This is a genomic window from Olleya marilimosa CAM030, from assembly GCF_000518485.1.
Taxonomy (GTDB): domain Bacteria; phylum Bacteroidota; class Bacteroidia; order Flavobacteriales; family Flavobacteriaceae; genus Olleya; species Olleya marilimosa.
Map to the genome: position 1 here is coordinate 117867 of NZ_JADR01000002.1, position 19406 is coordinate 137272.

Annotated in this window: 16 protein-coding genes and 1 tRNA gene; 12 read left to right on the forward strand and 5 right to left on the reverse strand. The window is 32.2% G+C overall.

Features of this window, described 5'->3' with window-relative positions:
• The first annotated feature begins 8 nt into the window (after nucleotides 1-8).
• The gene (locus M890_RS0104525) at nucleotides 9-2117 is read left to right on the forward strand and encodes a glycoside hydrolase family 97 protein (protein ID WP_028282390.1); all 2109 of its coding nucleotides are present in this window, start codon (nucleotides 9-11) and stop codon (nucleotides 2115-2117) included.
• Between the two features lie 21 nt (nucleotides 2118-2138).
• On the forward strand, nucleotides 2139-3995 hold the full coding sequence (locus M890_RS0104530) for a family 43 glycosylhydrolase (RefSeq protein ID WP_028282391.1): 1857 nt from the start codon (nucleotides 2139-2141) through the stop codon (nucleotides 3993-3995).
• Nucleotides 3996-4170: 175 nt separating this feature from the next.
• Here the strand turns inward: M890_RS0104530 and M890_RS0104535 are convergent.
• Nucleotides 4171-4244: transfer RNA gene (locus M890_RS0104535), tRNA-Asn, on the reverse strand.
• Between the two features lie 70 nt (nucleotides 4245-4314).
• Nucleotides 4315-5655 carry an RIP metalloprotease RseP gene (gene rseP, locus M890_RS0104540; RefSeq protein WP_028282392.1) on the reverse strand — a complete coding sequence of 447 codons (1341 nt, stop codon included), beginning with the start codon at nucleotides 5653-5655 and terminating at the stop codon, nucleotides 4315-4317.
• A 166-nt stretch (nucleotides 5656-5821) separates the two neighbouring features.
• On the opposite strand from rseP, the gene M890_RS0104545 reads away from it, so the two are divergent.
• From M890_RS0104545 to M890_RS0104585, 9 genes are all read left to right on the forward strand, one after another.
• Nucleotides 5822-6496 (forward strand): SCO family protein, encoded by a 675-nt coding sequence (locus M890_RS0104545; RefSeq protein WP_028282393.1) that lies wholly within the window; start codon nucleotides 5822-5824, stop codon nucleotides 6494-6496.
• A 72-nt stretch (nucleotides 6497-6568) separates the two neighbouring features.
• Nucleotides 6569-6799, forward strand: coding sequence for a FeoA family protein (locus M890_RS0104550; RefSeq protein ID WP_028282394.1), 231 nt, complete (start codon nucleotides 6569-6571; stop codon nucleotides 6797-6799).
• Entirely contained in the window at nucleotides 6799-8898 is a 2100-nt protein-coding gene (gene feoB, locus M890_RS0104555) for a ferrous iron transport protein B (RefSeq protein WP_028282395.1), read from the forward strand. The genes M890_RS0104550 and feoB overlap by 1 nt, the downstream gene beginning before the upstream one ends.
• Nucleotides 8899-9561: 663 nt before the next feature.
• Complete coding sequence (locus M890_RS0104560; RefSeq protein WP_028282396.1) at nucleotides 9562-10221, forward strand: metal-dependent transcriptional regulator; 660 nt, start codon at nucleotides 9562-9564, stop codon at nucleotides 10219-10221.
• Nucleotides 10208-11017 (forward strand): transporter, encoded by an 810-nt coding sequence (locus M890_RS0104565; RefSeq protein WP_036597160.1) that lies wholly within the window; start codon nucleotides 10208-10210, stop codon nucleotides 11015-11017. The genes M890_RS0104560 and M890_RS0104565 overlap by 14 nt, the downstream gene beginning before the upstream one ends.
• Before the next feature lies 1 nt (nucleotide 11018).
• Nucleotides 11019-11930 carry a metal ABC transporter solute-binding protein, Zn/Mn family gene (locus tag M890_RS0104570; protein WP_028282398.1) on the forward strand — a complete coding sequence of 304 codons (912 nt, stop codon included), beginning with the start codon at nucleotides 11019-11021 and terminating at the stop codon, nucleotides 11928-11930.
• A 247-nt stretch (nucleotides 11931-12177) separates the two neighbouring features.
• Nucleotides 12178-12945, forward strand: coding sequence for a metal ABC transporter ATP-binding protein (locus tag M890_RS0104575; protein WP_051437446.1), 768 nt, complete (start codon nucleotides 12178-12180; stop codon nucleotides 12943-12945).
• Complete coding sequence (locus tag M890_RS0104580) at nucleotides 12945-14072, forward strand: metal ABC transporter permease (protein WP_028282400.1); 1128 nt, start codon at nucleotides 12945-12947, stop codon at nucleotides 14070-14072. Before M890_RS0104575 ends, M890_RS0104580 begins: the two co-directional genes overlap by 1 nt.
• Entirely contained in the window at nucleotides 14065-15225 is a 1161-nt protein-coding gene (locus M890_RS0104585; protein WP_028282401.1) for a metal ABC transporter permease, read from the forward strand. Before M890_RS0104580 ends, M890_RS0104585 begins: the two co-directional genes overlap by 8 nt.
• On the opposite strand, the gene M890_RS16375 is transcribed toward M890_RS0104585, so the two are convergent.
• Genes M890_RS16375 through M890_RS0104600 form a run of 3 tightly spaced genes read right to left on the reverse strand, consistent with a single transcriptional unit; the run spans nucleotide 15222 to nucleotide 18638 of the window.
• Nucleotides 15222-17243: an energy transducer TonB gene (locus M890_RS16375; protein WP_051437447.1), complete on the reverse strand. Its 2022-nt coding sequence runs from the start codon at nucleotides 17241-17243 to the stop codon at nucleotides 15222-15224. The two genes, M890_RS0104585 and M890_RS16375, sit on opposite strands and share 4 nt — an antisense overlap.
• Before the next feature lie 12 nt (nucleotides 17244-17255).
• Nucleotides 17256-17789: an RNA polymerase sigma factor gene (locus M890_RS0104595; RefSeq protein WP_028282402.1), complete on the reverse strand. Its 534-nt coding sequence runs from the start codon at nucleotides 17787-17789 to the stop codon at nucleotides 17256-17258.
• A 54-nt stretch (nucleotides 17790-17843) separates the two neighbouring features.
• Nucleotides 17844-18638 (reverse strand): TerB family tellurite resistance protein, encoded by a 795-nt coding sequence (locus M890_RS0104600; RefSeq protein ID WP_028282403.1) that lies wholly within the window; start codon nucleotides 18636-18638, stop codon nucleotides 17844-17846.
• 295 nt (nucleotides 18639-18933) lie between these two features.
• On the opposite strand from M890_RS0104600, the gene M890_RS0104605 reads away from it, so the two are divergent.
• A complete protein-coding gene (locus M890_RS0104605; RefSeq protein WP_028282404.1) occupies nucleotides 18934-19344 on the forward strand; it encodes a BrxA/BrxB family bacilliredoxin in 411 nt (136 codons plus the stop codon).
• Nucleotides 19345-19406: the final 62 nt, after the last annotated feature.

The following is a 19406-nucleotide window of genomic DNA, read 5'->3' on the forward strand; positions in this document are numbered from 1 at the left end:
TTTCAACCATGAAAAAAACAATAGTTACTCTATTATTAGGTTTGATTTTTGTAGGATTGAATGCACAAGACATGTATTCGCCTTCAAAAAATATTAAAGTAACTTTTAATATCAATAAAAAAGGACAGCCAACTTATCAGGTCAATTATAAAAATAATCCAGTTGTTTTACCTAGTATAATGGGTCTATCCATTAAAGATGCTAATAACTTAACTAATGATTTTGAAGTTACTAAAACAGAGACCCTTTCTTTTTCTGAATCTTGGCAACCTGTTTTAGGAGAGCAGTCTTCAATTTTAAATAAGTACAATCAAACTAGAATATTTTTAAATCAAAAAAACACCAATAATAAGCTAAACATTGTATTTAAAATTTATGATGAAGGTGTCGCTTTCAGATATGAGTTTCCGTTGGATAAGACTGTAAAATACTTTACTATTTCTAACGAGAACACACAATTTAATCTAACAGGTAACCATACCGTATTTTGGATTCCTGGAGATTATGACAGTCAAGAATATGCTTATAATAAAACTAAAATCTCAGACATTGATAATTCAAAAATAGACTTAAACAATGGTGTTGGATTAAAATCTATTACTAGTCAATATCGTGTGCAATCACCATTAATGCTTAAATCTAGTGATGGCTTATATATTAATATTTTTGAAGCAGCTGTAGTTAACTATCCAATAATGCACTTGGATGTTGATGTTAAAAACTTTCAATTTACTTCTAACTTAGTGCCAAATGCATTAGGAGATAAAGCCTATTTAAGAACACCTTCTGTATCACCATGGCGAACAATAATGGTTAGTGATGATGCTAGAGATATTGTTAGTTCTAAAATGATATTAAATCTAAATGAGCCTAATAAAATCGAAGACACATCATGGATTAAACCTATGAAATATGTAGGGATTTGGTGGGAAATGCATGTAGGATTATCCACTTGGGATTATGCAGGAAGTCAAAACGCTCAAAACGCTGGAACTGCATTTGGTGAAATGATTCCCTCCGGAAAACATGGAGCTACAACAGAGAATACTAAAAAATATATTGATTTTGCTGCTAAACATGGTTTTGATGGTGTTTTAGTTGAGGGTTGGAATACTGGCTGGGAAGACTGGTATGGCAAATGGAAAGAGGATGTATTTGATTTTACAACACCTTATCCTGATTTTGATATTGAAGCAATTTCAAAATACGCTAAGTCTAAAGGTGTTAAAATGATAATGCATAACGAAACCTCTGGATCTGTTGCAAATTATGAACGGTATTTAGATCGTGCATTCACGTTAATGCAAACGTATGGTTATCCTGCTGTTAAAACAGGATACGTCGGAAAAATAATTCCGCGAGGCGAGTTTCATGATGGACAAACCATGGTTAATCACTTTAATTTTGTCGCACAACGTGCTGCAGATTTTAAAATTATGATTAATTCCCACGAAAGTGTTAGACCTACAGGATACCATAGGACGTATCCAAACTACATTGCTGCAGAAGCTGCTAGAGGAAATGAATTTAATGCATGGAGCAATGGTAATCCACCAGATCACGAAACCATTTTACCTTTTACACGTTTATTGGGTGGTCCAATGGATTATACTCCTGGTATTTTTGAAATTAAAATGAATGCTTACGATAGCACTAAAACAGAACAAGTACATACCACTTTAGCAAAGCAACTAGCCTTATATGTTACTATGTATTCACCTTTACAAATGGCAGCTGACTTGCCTGAAAATTATCAAAAACACCTAGACGCATTTCAGTTTATAGTTGATGTACCATTGGATTGGCAAAACTCTATTTACTTAGAAGCAGAACCAGGAGAATATCTAACAGTAGTCCGAAAAGACAAACATACAGACAACTGGTTTTTAGGCGCTATAACTAATAAAGACCCTAGAAAAACAAGTATCTCTTTAGATTTTTTAACTGCCGGAAAAAAGTACAAAGCAACGCTGTATCTAGACGGTAAAGATGCAGATTGGAAAGACAACCCTAAAAGCTATCAAATAATAACTAAAGAAGTCACTAGCAAATCTGACTTAAAGTTAAAGCTGGCTCCTGGTGGAGGAGCTGCAATTAGCTTTGAATTGATAGACTAATACATATAAGACAACAGATTTATGCAAAAAACAAATATAAATATGAGAAGCCTATTGCTTTTACTAATAGCAACAGTAATTTTTTCTTGTAAATTAGAAAAAGACAATCAAACAACAGAGTCTTTAAACGCTAATAATGGTAATAAAAGAGATTACAAAACCTATTGTAACCCAGTAGATATTGATTATTCATACATGTCACATTACAGAGCAGAAAATAAAGTGTCTTACCGTTCTGGTGCAGATCCTGCTTTAGTTAATTTTAAAGGCAAGTATTACATGTTTGTCACACGATCTCATGGCTATTGGATGAGTGATGATATGAGTAATTGGACATTTATTACACCTCAAAACTGGTATTTTAAAGGAAGTAACGCTCCTGCAGCAGCTGTAAAAGACGGTAAAATAATAGTCTATGGCGATCCGTCTGGAAGAGGTCCAATTATAGAAACTGATAATCCTGAGTTAGGTGACTGGAAAACAAAGTATGCGGTTTTAAATCCTCCTGGTGGCATTCAAGATCCAGATTTATTTGTGGACGACGATGGTAAAGTATATTTATACGAGGAGTCCTCTAACCTATATCCAATTCGTGTGGTTGAGCTTGATGCTGATAACTATTACGTTCCAAAAGGAGAGCAACAAGACTTGTTTAATTTACATCCTGATAAATATGGTTGGGAGCGTTTTGGACAAGACCATAAATCAGACATCAAGCCTTATTTAGAGGGTCCTTGGATGGTAAAACATAATGACACCTACTATCTAGAATATGGTGCACCAGGAACACAATGGAATGTTTATGCAGATGGTGTCCGAACTAGTAAAAGTCCGTTTGGTCCTTTTGAGTATGCACCTTACAACCCTATATCATACAAACCTGGTGGTTTTTTAAAAGGTTCAGGACATGGAAGCACAGTTAAAGACAATAATGGTAATTATTGGCATTATGCAACTATGGCTATTTCTGTTAATTATAAATTTGAACGTAGAATAGGCATGTATCCTGCAGGTTTTGAAGACAATGGTCAAATGTATGTTAATACTGCTTATGGTGATTACCCACACTTTTTGCCTGACACAAAGGTGGACAAGCATAAAGAGCGTTTTACAGGTTGGATGCTATTATCCTACAACAAACCTGTGACTACAAATTCTGGATTAGTAACTAAAGAGATAAATGTTGTAGATGAAAGTGACAGTGGTTATATGTTAGGACAGATTAGAGAGTTTGATATTTCTAAAATTAATGATGAAGAAATAAGGTCTTATTGGGTATCTGAGGTCAATGACGATTCTATTTACGTACAGGTAGATTTAGAAAAGAAAATGAGCATTAAAGCCATTCAAATTAATTTTCAAGATTTTAATAGCGATATATATGGTAGACCAGACGATTTAAGACAGCAATTTGTTATTGAAGGGTCAATTGATGGTAAATCTTGGCAAACCATCTCAGACTACTCAAAAAACACTCGTGACATGCCTCATGGTTATATAGAATTAAACAAACCTATGAATGCAAGATATGTTAGATACAATCATGTGTATTGTAGCAATAAATACTTGTCAATTTCAGAATTTAGAATTTTTGGAAATGGTTTTGAAGCTGTACCGCAAACACCAGCTAATTTTAAAGTAGAACGACAAGAGGATCGCAGAAACACCAATTTAACTTGGGACAAGGTAGACAATGCAACTGGTTATGTTATTTATTGGGGAATTTCAAAAGATAAATTAAACCTTTCTGCTTTAATGTACGATTCACCTAATTACGAATTAAGAGCATTAACAACAGACCAAAGTTATTATTATCAAGTAGAAGCTTTTAATGAAAATGGAATTTCTGCTAAAAGTGAAATCATATTTACAGAATAGTTTATCACTTAAAAAGTTTAAAAAAGCCACTAATTATAGTGGCTTTTTTTATGTCTTCTACTTTAGCATTCTAAACACTTCTATTAATTAGCTTTAATCAATAACGCTAGAGCAATCTAAATCAACACTATAAACAAAAAAATCCGATACATTTCTGTATCGGATTTATAACTTGCTCCTCCTCTTAGGCTCGAACTAAGGACCCTCTGATTAACAGTCAGATGCTCTAACCAACTGAGCTAAGGAGGAGTGTTTTTCGCTATTGCGAGTGCAAATATAAAACGTTTTTTGACTTCTGCAAAACAAAAATTAATTTTTTTTAATTAAATATTGCTTTAAAGATATCATTACCGTTTGCAAACAGCACTAAAGCAATCAAAATGAAGAATCCAACTAGCTGTGCTTTCTCTAAAAACTTTTCACTTGGCTTACGTCCAGAGATCATTTCGTATAATAAAAACATAACATGTCCACCATCTAAAGCTGGAATTGGAAGTAAATTAAGCACACCTAACATAATTGATAAAAATGCTGTTAAACCCCAAAAGTCTGGCCAACTCCATGTACTTGGAAACACATCGTAAATAGCTTTAAAGCCACCTACACCCTTATAGGCTCCTGTACTTGGATTAAAAATTGCTTTTAATTGCCCAAAGTAAGATACTATTTGACTTTTAAATTTTGTTGCTCCTACACCAAAACTTTCAATAAAACCATAGTCTTTTCTAACAATATCATAATATCCTAAAGCTTCTAACTCTTTAGGACTTGCAGACGTGATTATATCTAATTTACCTTTATCGTCTACAATTAACTCTCTTTGCACTGTGGTGTTTCCTCTTTTAAATACAGCAACTACTGTTTTACCTTTAGAGGCTTCTAACACAGGCTCTATTTGATCATAAAATTCTGCTGGCTGACCATTTAAAGTATACATGATGTCACCCGTTTTAAGATCTACATTTTTGTTTAAAGATGTATCTAAAACTTTATTGACAATAAAAGGTTTACGCATGCCAAACAAGCTTCTATCCTTGCTTGAAGATAATTGACCTAAAAAGTCTACTGGAAGAGTAACGGTGTTTACCACTCCATTTCTTTCATAGGTTACGCTATTGGCTCCAATAATATTTTTGCTAATATCTGATCTATTAATAATTTTTACATCATCAACTTTTATAATTTGATCACCTGTTTTAAAGCCTAAGTCTGTTAATAATGGATTTTCAATTAAAAAACCACCTTTAATACTAGAGGCAGCTATATCTGTATCTCCATAAGCAAAAGATCCTAAAATGTAAATAACTAATGCCAAAACAAAGTTTACAAAAACACCACCTAACATGATAATTAAACGTTGCCAAGCTGGTTTAGATCTAAATTCCCATGGTTGAGGTGGTAAAGCCATTTGCTCTTTATCCATACTCTCATCAATCATTCCTGCAATTTTAACGTAACCTCCTAAAGGCAACCAACCAATTCCGTATACGGTTTCACCAATTTTCTTTTTAAATAACGAGTATTTTACATCAAAAAATAAGTAGAATTTTTCAACTCTTGTTTTAAATAATTTAGCAGGAATAAAATGCCCTAATTCATGTAAAACAATTAATAATGACAGACTTAACAAAAACTGTCCAATTTTTATAATAAACTCCATGTAGTGTTTCTATTCTTTTTAATAATCGCCAAAAGTAAGTATTTACACTTAGTTTAAAAAGCAATAGCTTTAATGGTTTTAAGAATTAACAAATTTTATGAGTAATGTCATGGAACTTGCTAAACTTTTCATTGTATTTTTGCATTATAAAATTAAAACCTACAAAATGCTTTCTTTTTTCAAGGATTATAAGTTGTTTGCTATTGTTTTTGGTATAATTTCAATAATAATAATTTCTATTTTTTACAATATTCTAAAAGTAGACAAACCTTTACCAATTTATCAACCAGCAATGGTTAATACTGAGTTGGTTGATAGCACAATACAACATCAAATTAACTACCATAAAATAGCCGACTTTAGTTTAACCAATCAAAACGGTAAAACAATTACACAAGCAGACTATAAGGATAAAATTTACGTAGCCGATTTCTTTTTTACAACCTGTCAAACCATATGTCCAATTATGACTGATAATATGGAAAAAATCCAGAAAGAAATTATGAATGATGATGAAGTTATGCTACTATCCCACTCCGTAACTCCAGAGATTGATACTGTTGAGCAGCTAAAAAAATATGCTATAAAAAAAGGAGTTAATGATAAAAAATGGAACTTAGTAACTGGAGATAAAGGTGAAATTTACAGACTAGCTAGAAAAAGCTATTTAGCTGTAAAAGACGACGGAATGCCTGACGACTATGGGATGGTCCATACTGAAAATTTTATGCTAATTGATAAAAAAGGTCAAATTAGAGGATATTACGATGGTACCAAAACAGAAGATATTACCACACTATTAAACGATATTAAAAAGTTAAAAAAGGAATACGAAGAGTAGTTTTTGGCTTTCAATTTTTTTAAGCTGAAATTTTGCCATACTTTTGCTTCTTTAAAATCAATCTAAATAAGCTTGAACCATACATTAGACACATTAAAAAGAGGAGAACGCGCTATAATTATAGACGTGTCTTCACATTTGATACCATTAAAACTCCTAGAAATGGGATGTTTACCAGGCAATAGTGTAGAGCTGGTTCAGGTGGCTCCTTTTGCAGACCCACTATACCTTAACATAAACGGAAGTCATTTAGCTATTAGAAAAGAAACCGCTATTCATATCATTATCGAAAAAGAAGTTTAATGAGTAAGCAAATTAACATTGCCTTAATTGGTAACCCAAATACCGGAAAAACATCTGTTTTTAACGCCTTAACAGGTTTAAACCAAAAGGTAGGAAACTATCCTGGAATAACCGTTGAGAAAAAAGAAGGGATTTGCAAACTACCTAGAGGTGTTAAAGCGCACATTATTGATCTTCCTGGTACCTACAGTTTAAATGCATCATCTTTAGACGAAAATGTGGTTATCGAGCTTTTACTTAATAAAAACGATAAAGATTTTCCGGATGTTGCAGTAGTTGTAAGTGATGTTGAAAACTTAAAACGAAACCTACTACTTTTTACACAAATAAAAGATCTTGAAATCCCTACCATCCTAGTCATCAATATGGCTGACAGAATGAAATACAAAGGAATTTCTTTAGACATAGAGCATCTAGAACAAGAACTTAAAACTAAGATTGCAGTTATAAGCACCAGAAAAAATGAAGGTATTGAGAGCTTAAAACAGTTAATTTCTAATTATAAAGAACTATCAACTACGCCTTGCTTAAATGCGTCAGAAATTGATAAAGAGTATTTTGACAAATTAAGAAAAGCCTTCCCTAACCAATTACTGTATAAGTTATGGTTAGTAATTACCCAAGATGTCAATTTTGGTAAAATGGACCGTAATGAAGTCGAGGCTATTGCTAGTTTTAAAACTAAATCTAAAAGCGACTTAAAACGATTACAACAAAAAGAAACCATTAAGCGCTACCAATTTATAAACAATACGCTTAAAAAAGGACAAACTATTGATGCTAGTCAAGCAAAGGATTTACGCACTAAATTTGATCGTATACTAACACACAAAGTTTGGGGTTATGTCATTTTCTTTTTTATACTACTAACAATTTTTCAAGCCATTTATGATTGGTCAACAGTCCCAATGGACTTTATTGACGGACTGTTTGCTAATTTAAGCGATTGGGTTAAAAACGCATTACCTGAAGGTGCTTTTACTAATCTTTTAGCCGAAGGTATTATATCTGGTTTAGGTGGAATAGTGATATTTATTCCTCAAATCGCCTTCTTATTCTTGTTTATTTCAATTCTTGAAGAAAGCGGCTACATGAGTCGTGTCGTGTTTTTAATGGACAGAATTATGCGACGTTTTGGATTAAGCGGTAAAAGTATTGTGCCTTTAATTTCTGGAACTGCTTGTGCTATTCCTGCTATAATGGCAACTAGAAATATTGAAAGTTGGAAAGAACGATTAATTACCATATTAGTAACGCCTTTTACAACATGCTCTGCAAGATTGCCAGTATACCTAATTATTATAGCATTAGTTATTCCAGAAGGACGTTTTCTAGGGTTAAGTTACCAAGCTTTAACCTTAATGCTATTATACCTTTTAGGCTTTGGAGCTGCAGTAGTTTCTGCTTACATCTTAAATAAAGTTTTAAAAATTAAAAGTAAAACTTTTTTTGTGGTAGAAATGCCAAACTATAAATTACCTTTATTTAAAAACGTAGCAATTACTGTATTAGAAAAAACCAAATCGTTTGTTTTTGGAGCAGGAAAAATAATATTAGCCATCTCAATTATACTTTGGTTTTTAGCTTCTTATGGTCCTGGAGAACAATTTAATAATGCCGAAAATATTGTCACTACAGAGTATGCTTCACAAAATTTAAACGAGGAAGAATTAGGACAAAAAATAGCGTCACATAAACTAGAACATTCCTTTATTGGTATTGCTGGACACGCTATTGAACCTGTAATAAGACCATTAGGTTACGATTGGAAAATAGGAATTGCAATAGTAAGTAGTTTTGCTGCAAGAGAAGTTTTTGTAGGTACTTTGGCAACCATTTATAGTGTTGGTAACGATGATGAAGACACTATCAAAAACCGAATGGCTGGAGAAGTCAATCCAATTTTAGGAGGTCCTTTATTTAATTTTGCTTCTGGTATTTCATTACTACTTTTTTATGCTTTTGCAATGCAATGTATGAGTACATTAGCTGTGGTTAAAAAAGAAACTAATACGTGGAAATGGCCAACATTGCAATTGATAATCATGACAGCAATTGCCTACATTTCGGCTTTAATAGCTTATCAATTTTTAAAATAAAATTATGAACGCAATTATCCAAAACATACTGGTATTTATCACGCTAGGATTTGCTTTGTTTTTTCTTTATAAAAAATATTTCGTTAAAACGAAATCAAAAAAAGCATGTGGAACTGACGACTGTGGTTGTCATTAAAAGTTTCCAATCCATAGACTTAATACACTACTTGTATTAAAGTATTCTATAATAAAAAGCAACGTTACTACTTCTAATATTTTTATGATTGTATTAATAATTTAATTGATACTATTAAAATCTTGTTAGCCTATTTTAGAGTGTTCAAAAACTAACACCTATTACTTTAGTAACTTCATCTTAATCATTTGCCTCTTTTACTAGTCCTATTTCAAACTTAGTGTCTAGCCTTAATAAATACAAATTGCACAAAAGGTTAATGATTTATCAATCCATTTTACTCTACACCACAAACAGGATTCCCTTAAAAAGCATGTCAGTTATTCATTAATTTTAAGTTTCGATTCAAACAAAAAAACTATAAAACGCTTTAATACAGCAACTTATATCTATCACCAAGAGATATTAAATTATTGATTTTTATTTTTAAAAGAAATTTATTGTGTTATGGTTAATTCAATTACAAAATTTTAGCTACATTTGAATAATATTTAAGTAACCTTAAAAATTTATTAAAGCAATAGTAAATGTCAGTAGCAATAGAAAATTTTGTAAAAGCAATCTACAAAAGTAAAATCAACGATATCACAGACACCAAACCTGGCAACATTGCAAAACTTCTTGGCATATCAAATGCAGCAGCAACAGATATGGCAAAAAGTTTAGCCACTAAAAACTTAGTAAACTATCAAAAATACAAAGCTTTAGAGCTAACTGACGAAGGAGAGAAATTAGCACTTAAAGTGATAAGAAAGCATAGACTTTGGGAAGCTTTCCTTCACAAAACCTTTGATATGTCTTTACATGAAATACATCGTGAAGCAGAACTACTTGAACACGAAACTTCAGACTTTTTAGCAAATACAATCAGTGCCTTTTTGGGTAATCCAAAATTTGATCCTCATGGTGATCCTATTCCAAACCAAAATGGCGAAATCACAACAAAAGACACCTCTATTTTACTTTCAAAAACTAAAGAAAATAAAACCTATGTCATTGCTAGATTAATGAGTGACGACAAAGAATTTTTTGATTTTTGTGCGATTAACGGTTTAAAATACGGAAACCAGCTAACTGTAATTAAACAGTTTAGCAAAAACAAAATGACACAAATAACAATAAATAATAATACAATTTTATTAAATCAAGATTTTACAAAAATTATTTACGTTAATGAAACTAACTAAAACACCCATAGCTTCAGTGATAACAAGTTTTGTACTATCTATTTCAGCTTTAGCTCAAGAAAATATCCAATCACAACCATTAATAACAGATAGACCAGATCAAACAGAATCACCAAATGTGATTCCAAAACGGTTTATTCAGATTGAAACTGGAGCTTTTTACAATACTTTTAAAGAGAATAACATCCAAACAGAAAATTACACATATAATACAACATTAGTGCGTTATGGCGTATTAGATAATGTAGAATTACGTTTAGGATGGGACTTTACAGAAGGGTCAACAACTATAAACAGTACTAAACTAGATAATATTACAAGTGGTTTTTCGCCTTTATTATTAGGAATCAAAACTAGTATTGCTATAGAAAAGGGACTATTACCAGAAATTGGCCTCTTGGGTCACCTATACCTACCAGTAACAGCAAGTACAGATTATAAACCAGAAACAACAAGCATTGACTTTAGGTTTGCATTTTCCCACACTTTAAGTAACAATACTAATGTATCCTATAATTTAGGAGCTTATTGGGGAAGTGATTCTTCTGAAGCCTCATACGTCTACACTATTGCTTTTGGACAAGGCATTACAGAAAAATTAAGTGCTTACGCAGAACTTTATGGTGATTTACCAGAAAACAACAAAGCAAATCATCTTTGGGATGCTGGACTAACTTATTTAATAAATAATAATTTACAATTAGATGCAACAATTGGAACAAGCATTACTAAAGGACAAGATCTATTATTAAGTTCAGGTGTTAGCTTTAGAATACCATCAAAAACCAAAAAATAACATGAAAAAACTTTTATTTATACTTTTAGTTTATGCAACACTATCAAGTTGCAATACAAACAAAAAAGAAAACGGTAAACTAAACGTTGTCACCACAACCACAATGATAACTGATTTAGTTAAAAACATTGGTAAAGACAGTATTAATATTAACGGTTTAATGGGAAGTGGTGTAGATCCTCATTTGTATAAAGCAAGCGAAGGTGATGTAACCAAATTAGTTAATGCAGATGTTATTTTTTATAATGGTTTACACCTAGAAGGAAAACTTGTCGAGGTCTTTGAAAAAATGGGAAGCAGTACAAAAACACCAATTGCTTTAGGGGAAGAAATAGATAAATCAACCCTAATTGGATCAGATTATTTTGCTTCTAATTACGATCCACACGTTTGGTTTAACATTGAGTACTTTAAGCAATTTACCAAAAAAGTTACTGCTGTTTTAATTGAAAAAGACGCAAAAAATGCTAAATACTATAAAGCAAATGAAACAGAATACTTAGCAAAGTTAAATACATTACAAAAAACAATTACAGCAAAAATTGAAACACTTCCAAAAGACAAACGCATATTAGTAACAGCACATGATGCTTTTAATTATTTTGGAAAAAACTACGGATTTGAAGTCGTAGGCTTACAAGGTTTATCTACAGCAACTGAAGCTGGAGTAAAAGATGTTCAAAATTTAGCTAATTTTATAATTGAAAAACAACTTAAAGCAGTTTTTGTTGAAAGCTCAGTACCAAAACGCACTATTGAAGCGCTACAAAAAGCAGTAAACGCTAAAGGACATGATGTACAAATTGGAGGTACATTATATTCTGATGCTTTAGGAAGCGCAGGAACCACTGAAGGCACTTATATTGGCATGTTTGAATACAATGTCAATACTATAGTAAATGCCTTAAAGTAATTAGTTAGTAAAAAAACTTAGGATTAACCAATAATTTCATAAAAGATAATGTCCTATTTCAATTCGAAGAATTGAGTGCCAAGGCGAAGAATAAATGAAGAAAAGCTTCGAAAATAGGAGAACGCAGTTCGACGCGAAGTTTTCGAATTGGTTTTCAGTTTAAAAACTGAAAAATTCCTTGGCTTGGATGTCCTTTTTTGATTCGTTTTTTGGACAAGCAAAAAATGAATAAAAAATATTAAAAACCATGAGTGGCAATAAGAGCAAGACTACTTCTTCCTCAGGAGTAATAGCAGTAAAAATAGATGACCTAACAGTAGCATACAACTACAAACCTGTACTTTGGGATATTGATTTAGAAATCCCAGAAGGTGTCCTTATGGCTATTGTTGGACCAAATGGAGCTGGTAAATCAACACTAATCAAATCTATCTTAGGTATATTAAAACCTATAGCAGGAAGCGTCACTATTTATGGCAAACCCTATAGCAAGCAACGCAAGCTAGTCGCTTACGTACCACAAAAAGGAAGTGTAGATTGGGATTTTCCAACGACTGCTTTAGATGTTGTAACCATGGGAACTTATGGTAGTTTAGGATGGATCAAACGACCAGGACAAAAACAAAAAAAAGCAGCTTTAGAAGCTCTAGAAAAAGTAGGCATGCTACCCTTTAAAGGTAGACAAATTAGCCAATTATCTGGCGGACAACAACAACGCATCTTTTTAGCACGAGCATTAGTACAAAATGCATCTATTTATTTTATGGATGAACCTTTTCAAGGGGTTGATGCAACCACAGAAATAGCTATTATTAATATTTTAAAAGAATTACGTAAAGCAGGCAAAACAGTTATCGTAGTGCATCATGATTTACAAACCGTTCCAGAATATTTTGATTGGGTTACTTTTTTAAATGTAAAGAAAATAGCAACAGGTCCAGTTAAAGACATCTTTAATGATGATAATTTAACTAAGACGTATGGTATTAACTATAAAGTAAGTATTCAAGAATAATGGATTTACAAGAATATTTTTCTTTAGTCTTTAGCGACTACACACTACGAACCATTACACTTGGAACAGCAATTTTAGGTGCAGTCACTGGTATGTTAGGTAGTTTTGCTGTGCTTAGAAAACAAAGTTTACTTGGAGATGCTATATCACATGCTGCCTTACCAGGAATTGCAATTGCATTTTTAATTACAGGTGCAAAAGACAGTAATACTTTACTTTTAGGAGCCTTAGTAAGCGGATTAATTGGAACCTTTTGGATTAGAGGTATCGTCAAAAAAACACATTTAAAAAGCGATACTGCTTTAGGATTAATATTATCGCTTTTTTTCGGGTTTGGTATGTTATTACTGACTTTTATTCAAAAACAACCCAATGCTAATCAAGCAGGTTTGGATAAATATTTATTTGGTCAAGCAGCTACTTTGGTAGAAAGCGATGTTTGGCTAATGGCTATAGTTACAGGATTATGCTTATTTGTATTGTTACTATTTTGGAAAGAATTTAAAATCTTGCTCTTTGATGCTGATTACACTAAAACTTTAGGCTTTAACACTAAAGTCATCGATATTTTAATTACCAGTTTTATAGTTTTAGCTATAGTTTTAGGACTACAAACAGTTGGTGTTGTTTTAATGAGCGCTATGTTACTGGCTCCTGCAGCAGCAGCAAGACAATGGACTAATAGCTTGTCAAAAATGGTACTTCTAGCAGCTATATTTGGAGCCTTTTCTGGAGTTTTTGGAACAGCCATAAGTGCTAGTCAAACTAATCTATCTACAGGACCAGTCATTGTATTAGTAGCTTCAATTTTTGTAGTATTCTCGTTCGTATTTTCTCCAAGTCGAGGCTTATTATTCAAACAAATTAGATTTATAAAAAACAGACGCGATTTAGAGCTTCATAAAACCTTAGCATTTATGTATCATATTGCTGAAACACACGAAAATATTTCGCATCCACATACTATAAAGCTCCTTAATAACTTTCAAGGATTTACACGTAAAACACTTCAAAAGCTAGTAGAAAAAAATTACGTAACTCTAGATGGAAATATGTGGAGCTTAACAGAAGCAGGTTTTAAAACTGCAGCCAACTTATACACTAAACAAACGACTGAAGATGAATAGTGCTCAAATAGAAATACAATTAATTGCTAGTTTAGTCGCAATTGCATGTGCTATTCCTGGTACCTTTTTAGTGCTACGCAAAATGGCAATGATAAGCGATGCCATAAGCCATTCCATTTTACCAGGAATTGTAGTCGGTTTTTTTATTACGCAAGATTTAAATTCGCCATTATTAATTGTATTGGCAGCATTAACAGGTGTAATCACAGTGGTATTAGTAGAATATATTCAAAAAACAGGTTTAGTAAAGGAGGATACAGCAATAGGCTTAGTGTTTCCTGCATTATTTAGTATTGGTGTTATTTTAATCGCTAAAAATGCTAACGATGTCCACTTAGATGTTGATGCTGTTTTGGTAGGCGAATTAGCTTTGGCTCCTTTTGATAGGCTAATCGTTTCTGGTGTTGATATTGGCCCAAAATCGTTGTGGATTATTGGCATAATATTACTAATTACAATTACGCTTTTGATTGCCTTTTTTAAAGAATTAAAAGTAAGTACGTTTGACAAAGGTTTAGCTGCGTCATTAGGCTTCTCTCCTGCTATTATTCATTATGGATTAATGACAGTGTCTTCCGTAACAACCGTTGGTGCTTTTGATGCTGTTGGAGCCATTTTAGTTGTAGCATTAATGATTGCGCCTGCTGCAACCGCTTATTTACTAACTACCAATCTAAAAAAGATGCTAGCTTTAGCTATGTTTTTTGGAATATTTAGTGCCATTTCAGGTTACTGGTTGGCGCATTTGTTAGACGCATCCATTGCAGGATCTATTACCACAATGTTAGGTTTAATATTTTTAGCTGTGTACTTATTTGCACCAAACAAAGGTGTAATTGCAGTTATGTATCGCGAAAAACAACAACGTACAGAAGTTAGCCTATTAACCTTTTTACTGCATTTAAAAAACCATAATGAGGTTGAAGAACGTCACGTAAATCATTTAAGAGAACACATAAATTGGCAAAAAGTAAGAGCCAAAACTGTATTAGAATTGGCTCTTAAAAATAATATGATTGTTGTTAATAATGATATTGTATCATTGACTAAAAAGGGAGACACCTTTACCTCCAAAGCAATTGATTATATTATCACTAATAAAGATGCGCAGATAGAAGATATGAAGGACGATTTCTTTTTGTTTAGAGGTTAATTAAAATCCTTATTTAAATTTCGTAATTCTGTTTTTAATTGGTCAAGACTAACTTCTTTAAAACTTAAGTCTAACATTGTAATTTGCTTTGTACTCACATCTTTAAGCCCTAAAAACAGTCTATCATCAACCTTTTTAATAGCGACTAAAATAACTGCTTCATTTGCTGTTACTGTTCCAAAATCATAACTATCACCAACGCTTCTACTTGGTAAAATCGAGTTTAAAGATTTAAATACCATCTTGACATCTGCACCATTAGCATCTTTAATTTTAAGTTTAAATTTTACTGCGTTTTTGGTGCTTCTTATAAAACGATCACAATTAATCCAACCTAATTTTGAACCATAAAAAGCATATCTAGACACATCGTTAGCTGTTACAGTACCAACTAATCCTGTGGTCGTGGAATCTTTGTTTTGTAATCGCTCCTCAAATTTTTTCTCAAAAGATGTTTTATCCTTTACAGTAATTAGATTTGGGTTGTTTTTTGTACTAACTCCAAGACTAAAATTAATTGGCAAGCTATAAGGTACAATTACAGTATAATCACGTTGCTTACCTGGCTTTAGTTTTGGTATTAATTTTAAAACTCTAATAGCCTCTTTAGCCAACAATGTATGCGCTGCAAAAACTTGAATATCAACAACCTCTCCTTCTTTATCAATTTTAAACGATGTTAAAATCTTATGTTTTCCAGTTAGGTTTAAATCTTCAGCGATACTAGTATTAAAATTTTTAGATATTAGTTTTGAAAGCGCTTGATCAAAACATTGTTTTTTCGCTGCGTTTGTACCATTTTCACAACCAGGAAACACAGGAACTTCTTCTACATATTGAATCGGTACTTCCACGTCTTCTTCTTCAATTAAAACCATTTCAGTAGAAGTTAAAACAGCATTACTTTTGTGTGTGATATTATCTAAAGTCCAATTAACGCCATCTTTAATTTCTTCACCTAAAAAAAGCTGCATATCTTTTTTCTTACTTCCACGTGAAGAGAATACATATTCAATATTACTTCCAAGTTTTAACTGTAATTGTTTATTATCTTTTAATGCTTTTATAAACAGCATTCCTCCGGTTTCCAATTGGTTGCCATCAGATTTTGTGGTTAAATTAGCCAGTAACATATCTGATAATTTATAAAACTCTGTAACTTCTATATTAACCTTTCCTCTAGCTAATTTCCCGTTTGCATCAATAAAACATTTTGCTGGAATGATTATAACTGTACCTTCTTTACAGGTTAGAGTCGTTTCTTTTTCTGTATTAATTTCTATAATCTGTGGTGCTTTTTTTACTGAATTATAAAATGAAATAAGGCTTTTGCTTGTGTTTTTAGATGTTTTTGAAACCGCAACACCTTCTTTAACCGAAACTGTATTTTCCTTGTGTCCTTTTGCTGATTTTACTTCTGAAACTGTTTTTTGATACGGTACCGTTTCATTAATTACTAAAGTATCATTAACTGGTTTTAGTTTTGCTAATTTTGGGAATTTACTATCAAATTCTGTTTTAGAGAAATAACCTAAATTCTCTATTAAAATAGTGTCTTGAATAATAGTAATTCCTCCATAAACATTTGTCTGTTCTATATTTTCGATTGATTTTGTAATTTTTTTAATAACAACAAATTTGTGTTTTGAAGAGTCCGTTAGTTTTACTGAAGTTTCTGTTCCAATACGTTTTTCATTTTGAAAAGACTCCTTTTGATTCTCACCATTTGATTGATTAAAAAACAAATAATAGGACATAAGCAACAGCCCTAAGGTCACTATAACTAAACCTGAAACTTTAAGCCACTTTGTCTTAATATAACTACGCTTAGCAGATGCAATTTCAGCTTTAAGGTGTGTACGTTTTATACCTTCTAAGACTATTAAATGCTCTTGATAAATTGCATTAAATTCCGCATTAGTTTTAAGTTTGTTTTCAAAAGCTAAAACCTCTGTATTTGATAATTCTTTATTTAAATATTGATTGATTAAGTCTATATGTTGTATGTGATTTTCCATGTCTGAGCCGAATTAAGATTGGGTATTATTTTGATAGATGTCCTTCGCTTTTTTTAAGCACTTGTACTTTTGGTTTTTAGCCACTTTTTCTGACTTAAACTGCATCATCGTTGCAATGACTGAAAAAGTTATTTTTTGTACATAAAACAGTTGTAACAACTGCTGACATCGTTCTCCTAATTCGCGAAAAGCGTTCTCGGCAAAGCGATATTTTTTTTCTTCTAATACATGTTGAAATATTGAGACTTCGTTATCCTTCAACTCATGAAGTTCTTGAGTAGTAAATTTGGTTTGCATGTCTTTCCAAACAAATCTGGATACGGAATACAAATAAGTGTAAAATGAAGCAGTTAATTTAAAATTAGACTGCTCTAAATTACGATTAAGAATAATTAATGCTTCCTGAAACACATCTTGTGCGTCTGACTTTTCTCCACCTTTGGATAAGACTAATTTTTCTATTCTAGGATATAAACTATACAGTTGTTTAAACGCTCTGTCACGTTGACCTGTTTTAAAGAATTCTAATATTTTTTTATCGTTCATAAAATATCTTTATTCTTTAATGGTCAAAACTTAAAAAGGTCTCCTATAGTTTTATTAAAACCCTCTTTCTTTTTGTAAAAATTCGTAAGCTTTTTGAACTTGTTTAAACTTATCTTCTGCTCCTTTTCTATGCTCTTCTCCAAGGTGCTCTACACGATCTGGATGGTATTTTTTAGCCATATTACGGTAAGCTTTTTTAATTTGATCAACTGTAGCTGTTTTGTCTATTTCTAAAATAGTATAAGCATTATCACTACTATTATAAAACATAGCTTTTATACTGGAATAATCGCGACTACTAATGCCTAAATAGTTAGCAATTCTATTAATTTGATCCTCTTCATCATCGGTAACCATGCCATCTGCTTTTGCAATTCCGAATAAAAAGTGTAATAATTGCAAACGTGATGCATGATCCATCATTTGTTGGATTTGCTTACAAACATCTCTTGTAGACACGTTTTGATTACTTATATTTTTAAATAATTTAAATGCTTTATTTGCACGATCTTTTCCATAAAGCTCTACAAATTTATTACGCACAAAATCCAATTCGCGTTGGTCTTGGACACCATCTGCTTTTATAATTACAGACGCTAAGATTAGTAAACTTACCTCAAAATCTCCAGACGTTGTTTGCGCACGACGTTGTTGTTGGGTTCTGTAATTAGGCTGTGTTCTATAATTTGGTTCTCTTTTTTGCTGTTTGTTTGGGTTACCATTTCCTAAAAGGTTTCCTTTTTCAGACATTGCATCTCCTAGACTACCAATTGCCAACCCTATAATTGCTCCTATTGGACCACCTAACGTCCATCCTAAAGTTGCACCTATCCATTTTAATCCAGCCATAAATTTTATTCTAATTTTAAAAAAGTAAATATACTACTTTGTTAGTATACTTTAAATTGCTTTTGTTACTGTTGTTAGCAGTTTAATGCGTTAAGGATTACTCATGCATCCTATTTTAAAGAAATCGTGATTGCTTCGCAATTGAGCAGTCTGTCTGAGCTCCTCGCAGAGAGCGAGAAGCGATAGCCTGACCTTATGACACCATAAGTGTTATAAGGTAACGTCATAATAATATTTGCATGGTTTTTGATTATCTTTGCATGAGATAGATTTATAAATAAAAAATTACAAGAATATGTATCCAGCAGAATTAGTAAAACCAATGCGTGAGGACTTAACTAACGTAGGTTTTGAAGAATTACATACAGCTGAAGCAGTAAATACTGCAATTGCAAAAGAAGGAACAACTTTAGTGGTTGTTAATTCGGTTTGTGGTTGTGCAGCTGCAAATGCAAGACCAGGAGCAAGAATGAGTTTAGCAAATGACAAAAAACCTACACATATAGTAACGGTTTTTGCAGGTGTTGATAAAGAGGCTGTTGATCAAGCAAGAGCACATATGGTACCTTTTCCTCCAAGTTCACCAAGTATGGCTTTATTTAAAGATGGAGAATTAGTACATATGTTAGAGCGTCATCATATTGAAGGTAGACCAGCAGAATTAATTGCTGAAAACCTTATTGATGCATATAACGAGCACTGCTAAGCCTTTTACAAAGCAAAACTTAAGCTAAGTATTATAGAAAAACCACGTTTTTTAAACGTGGT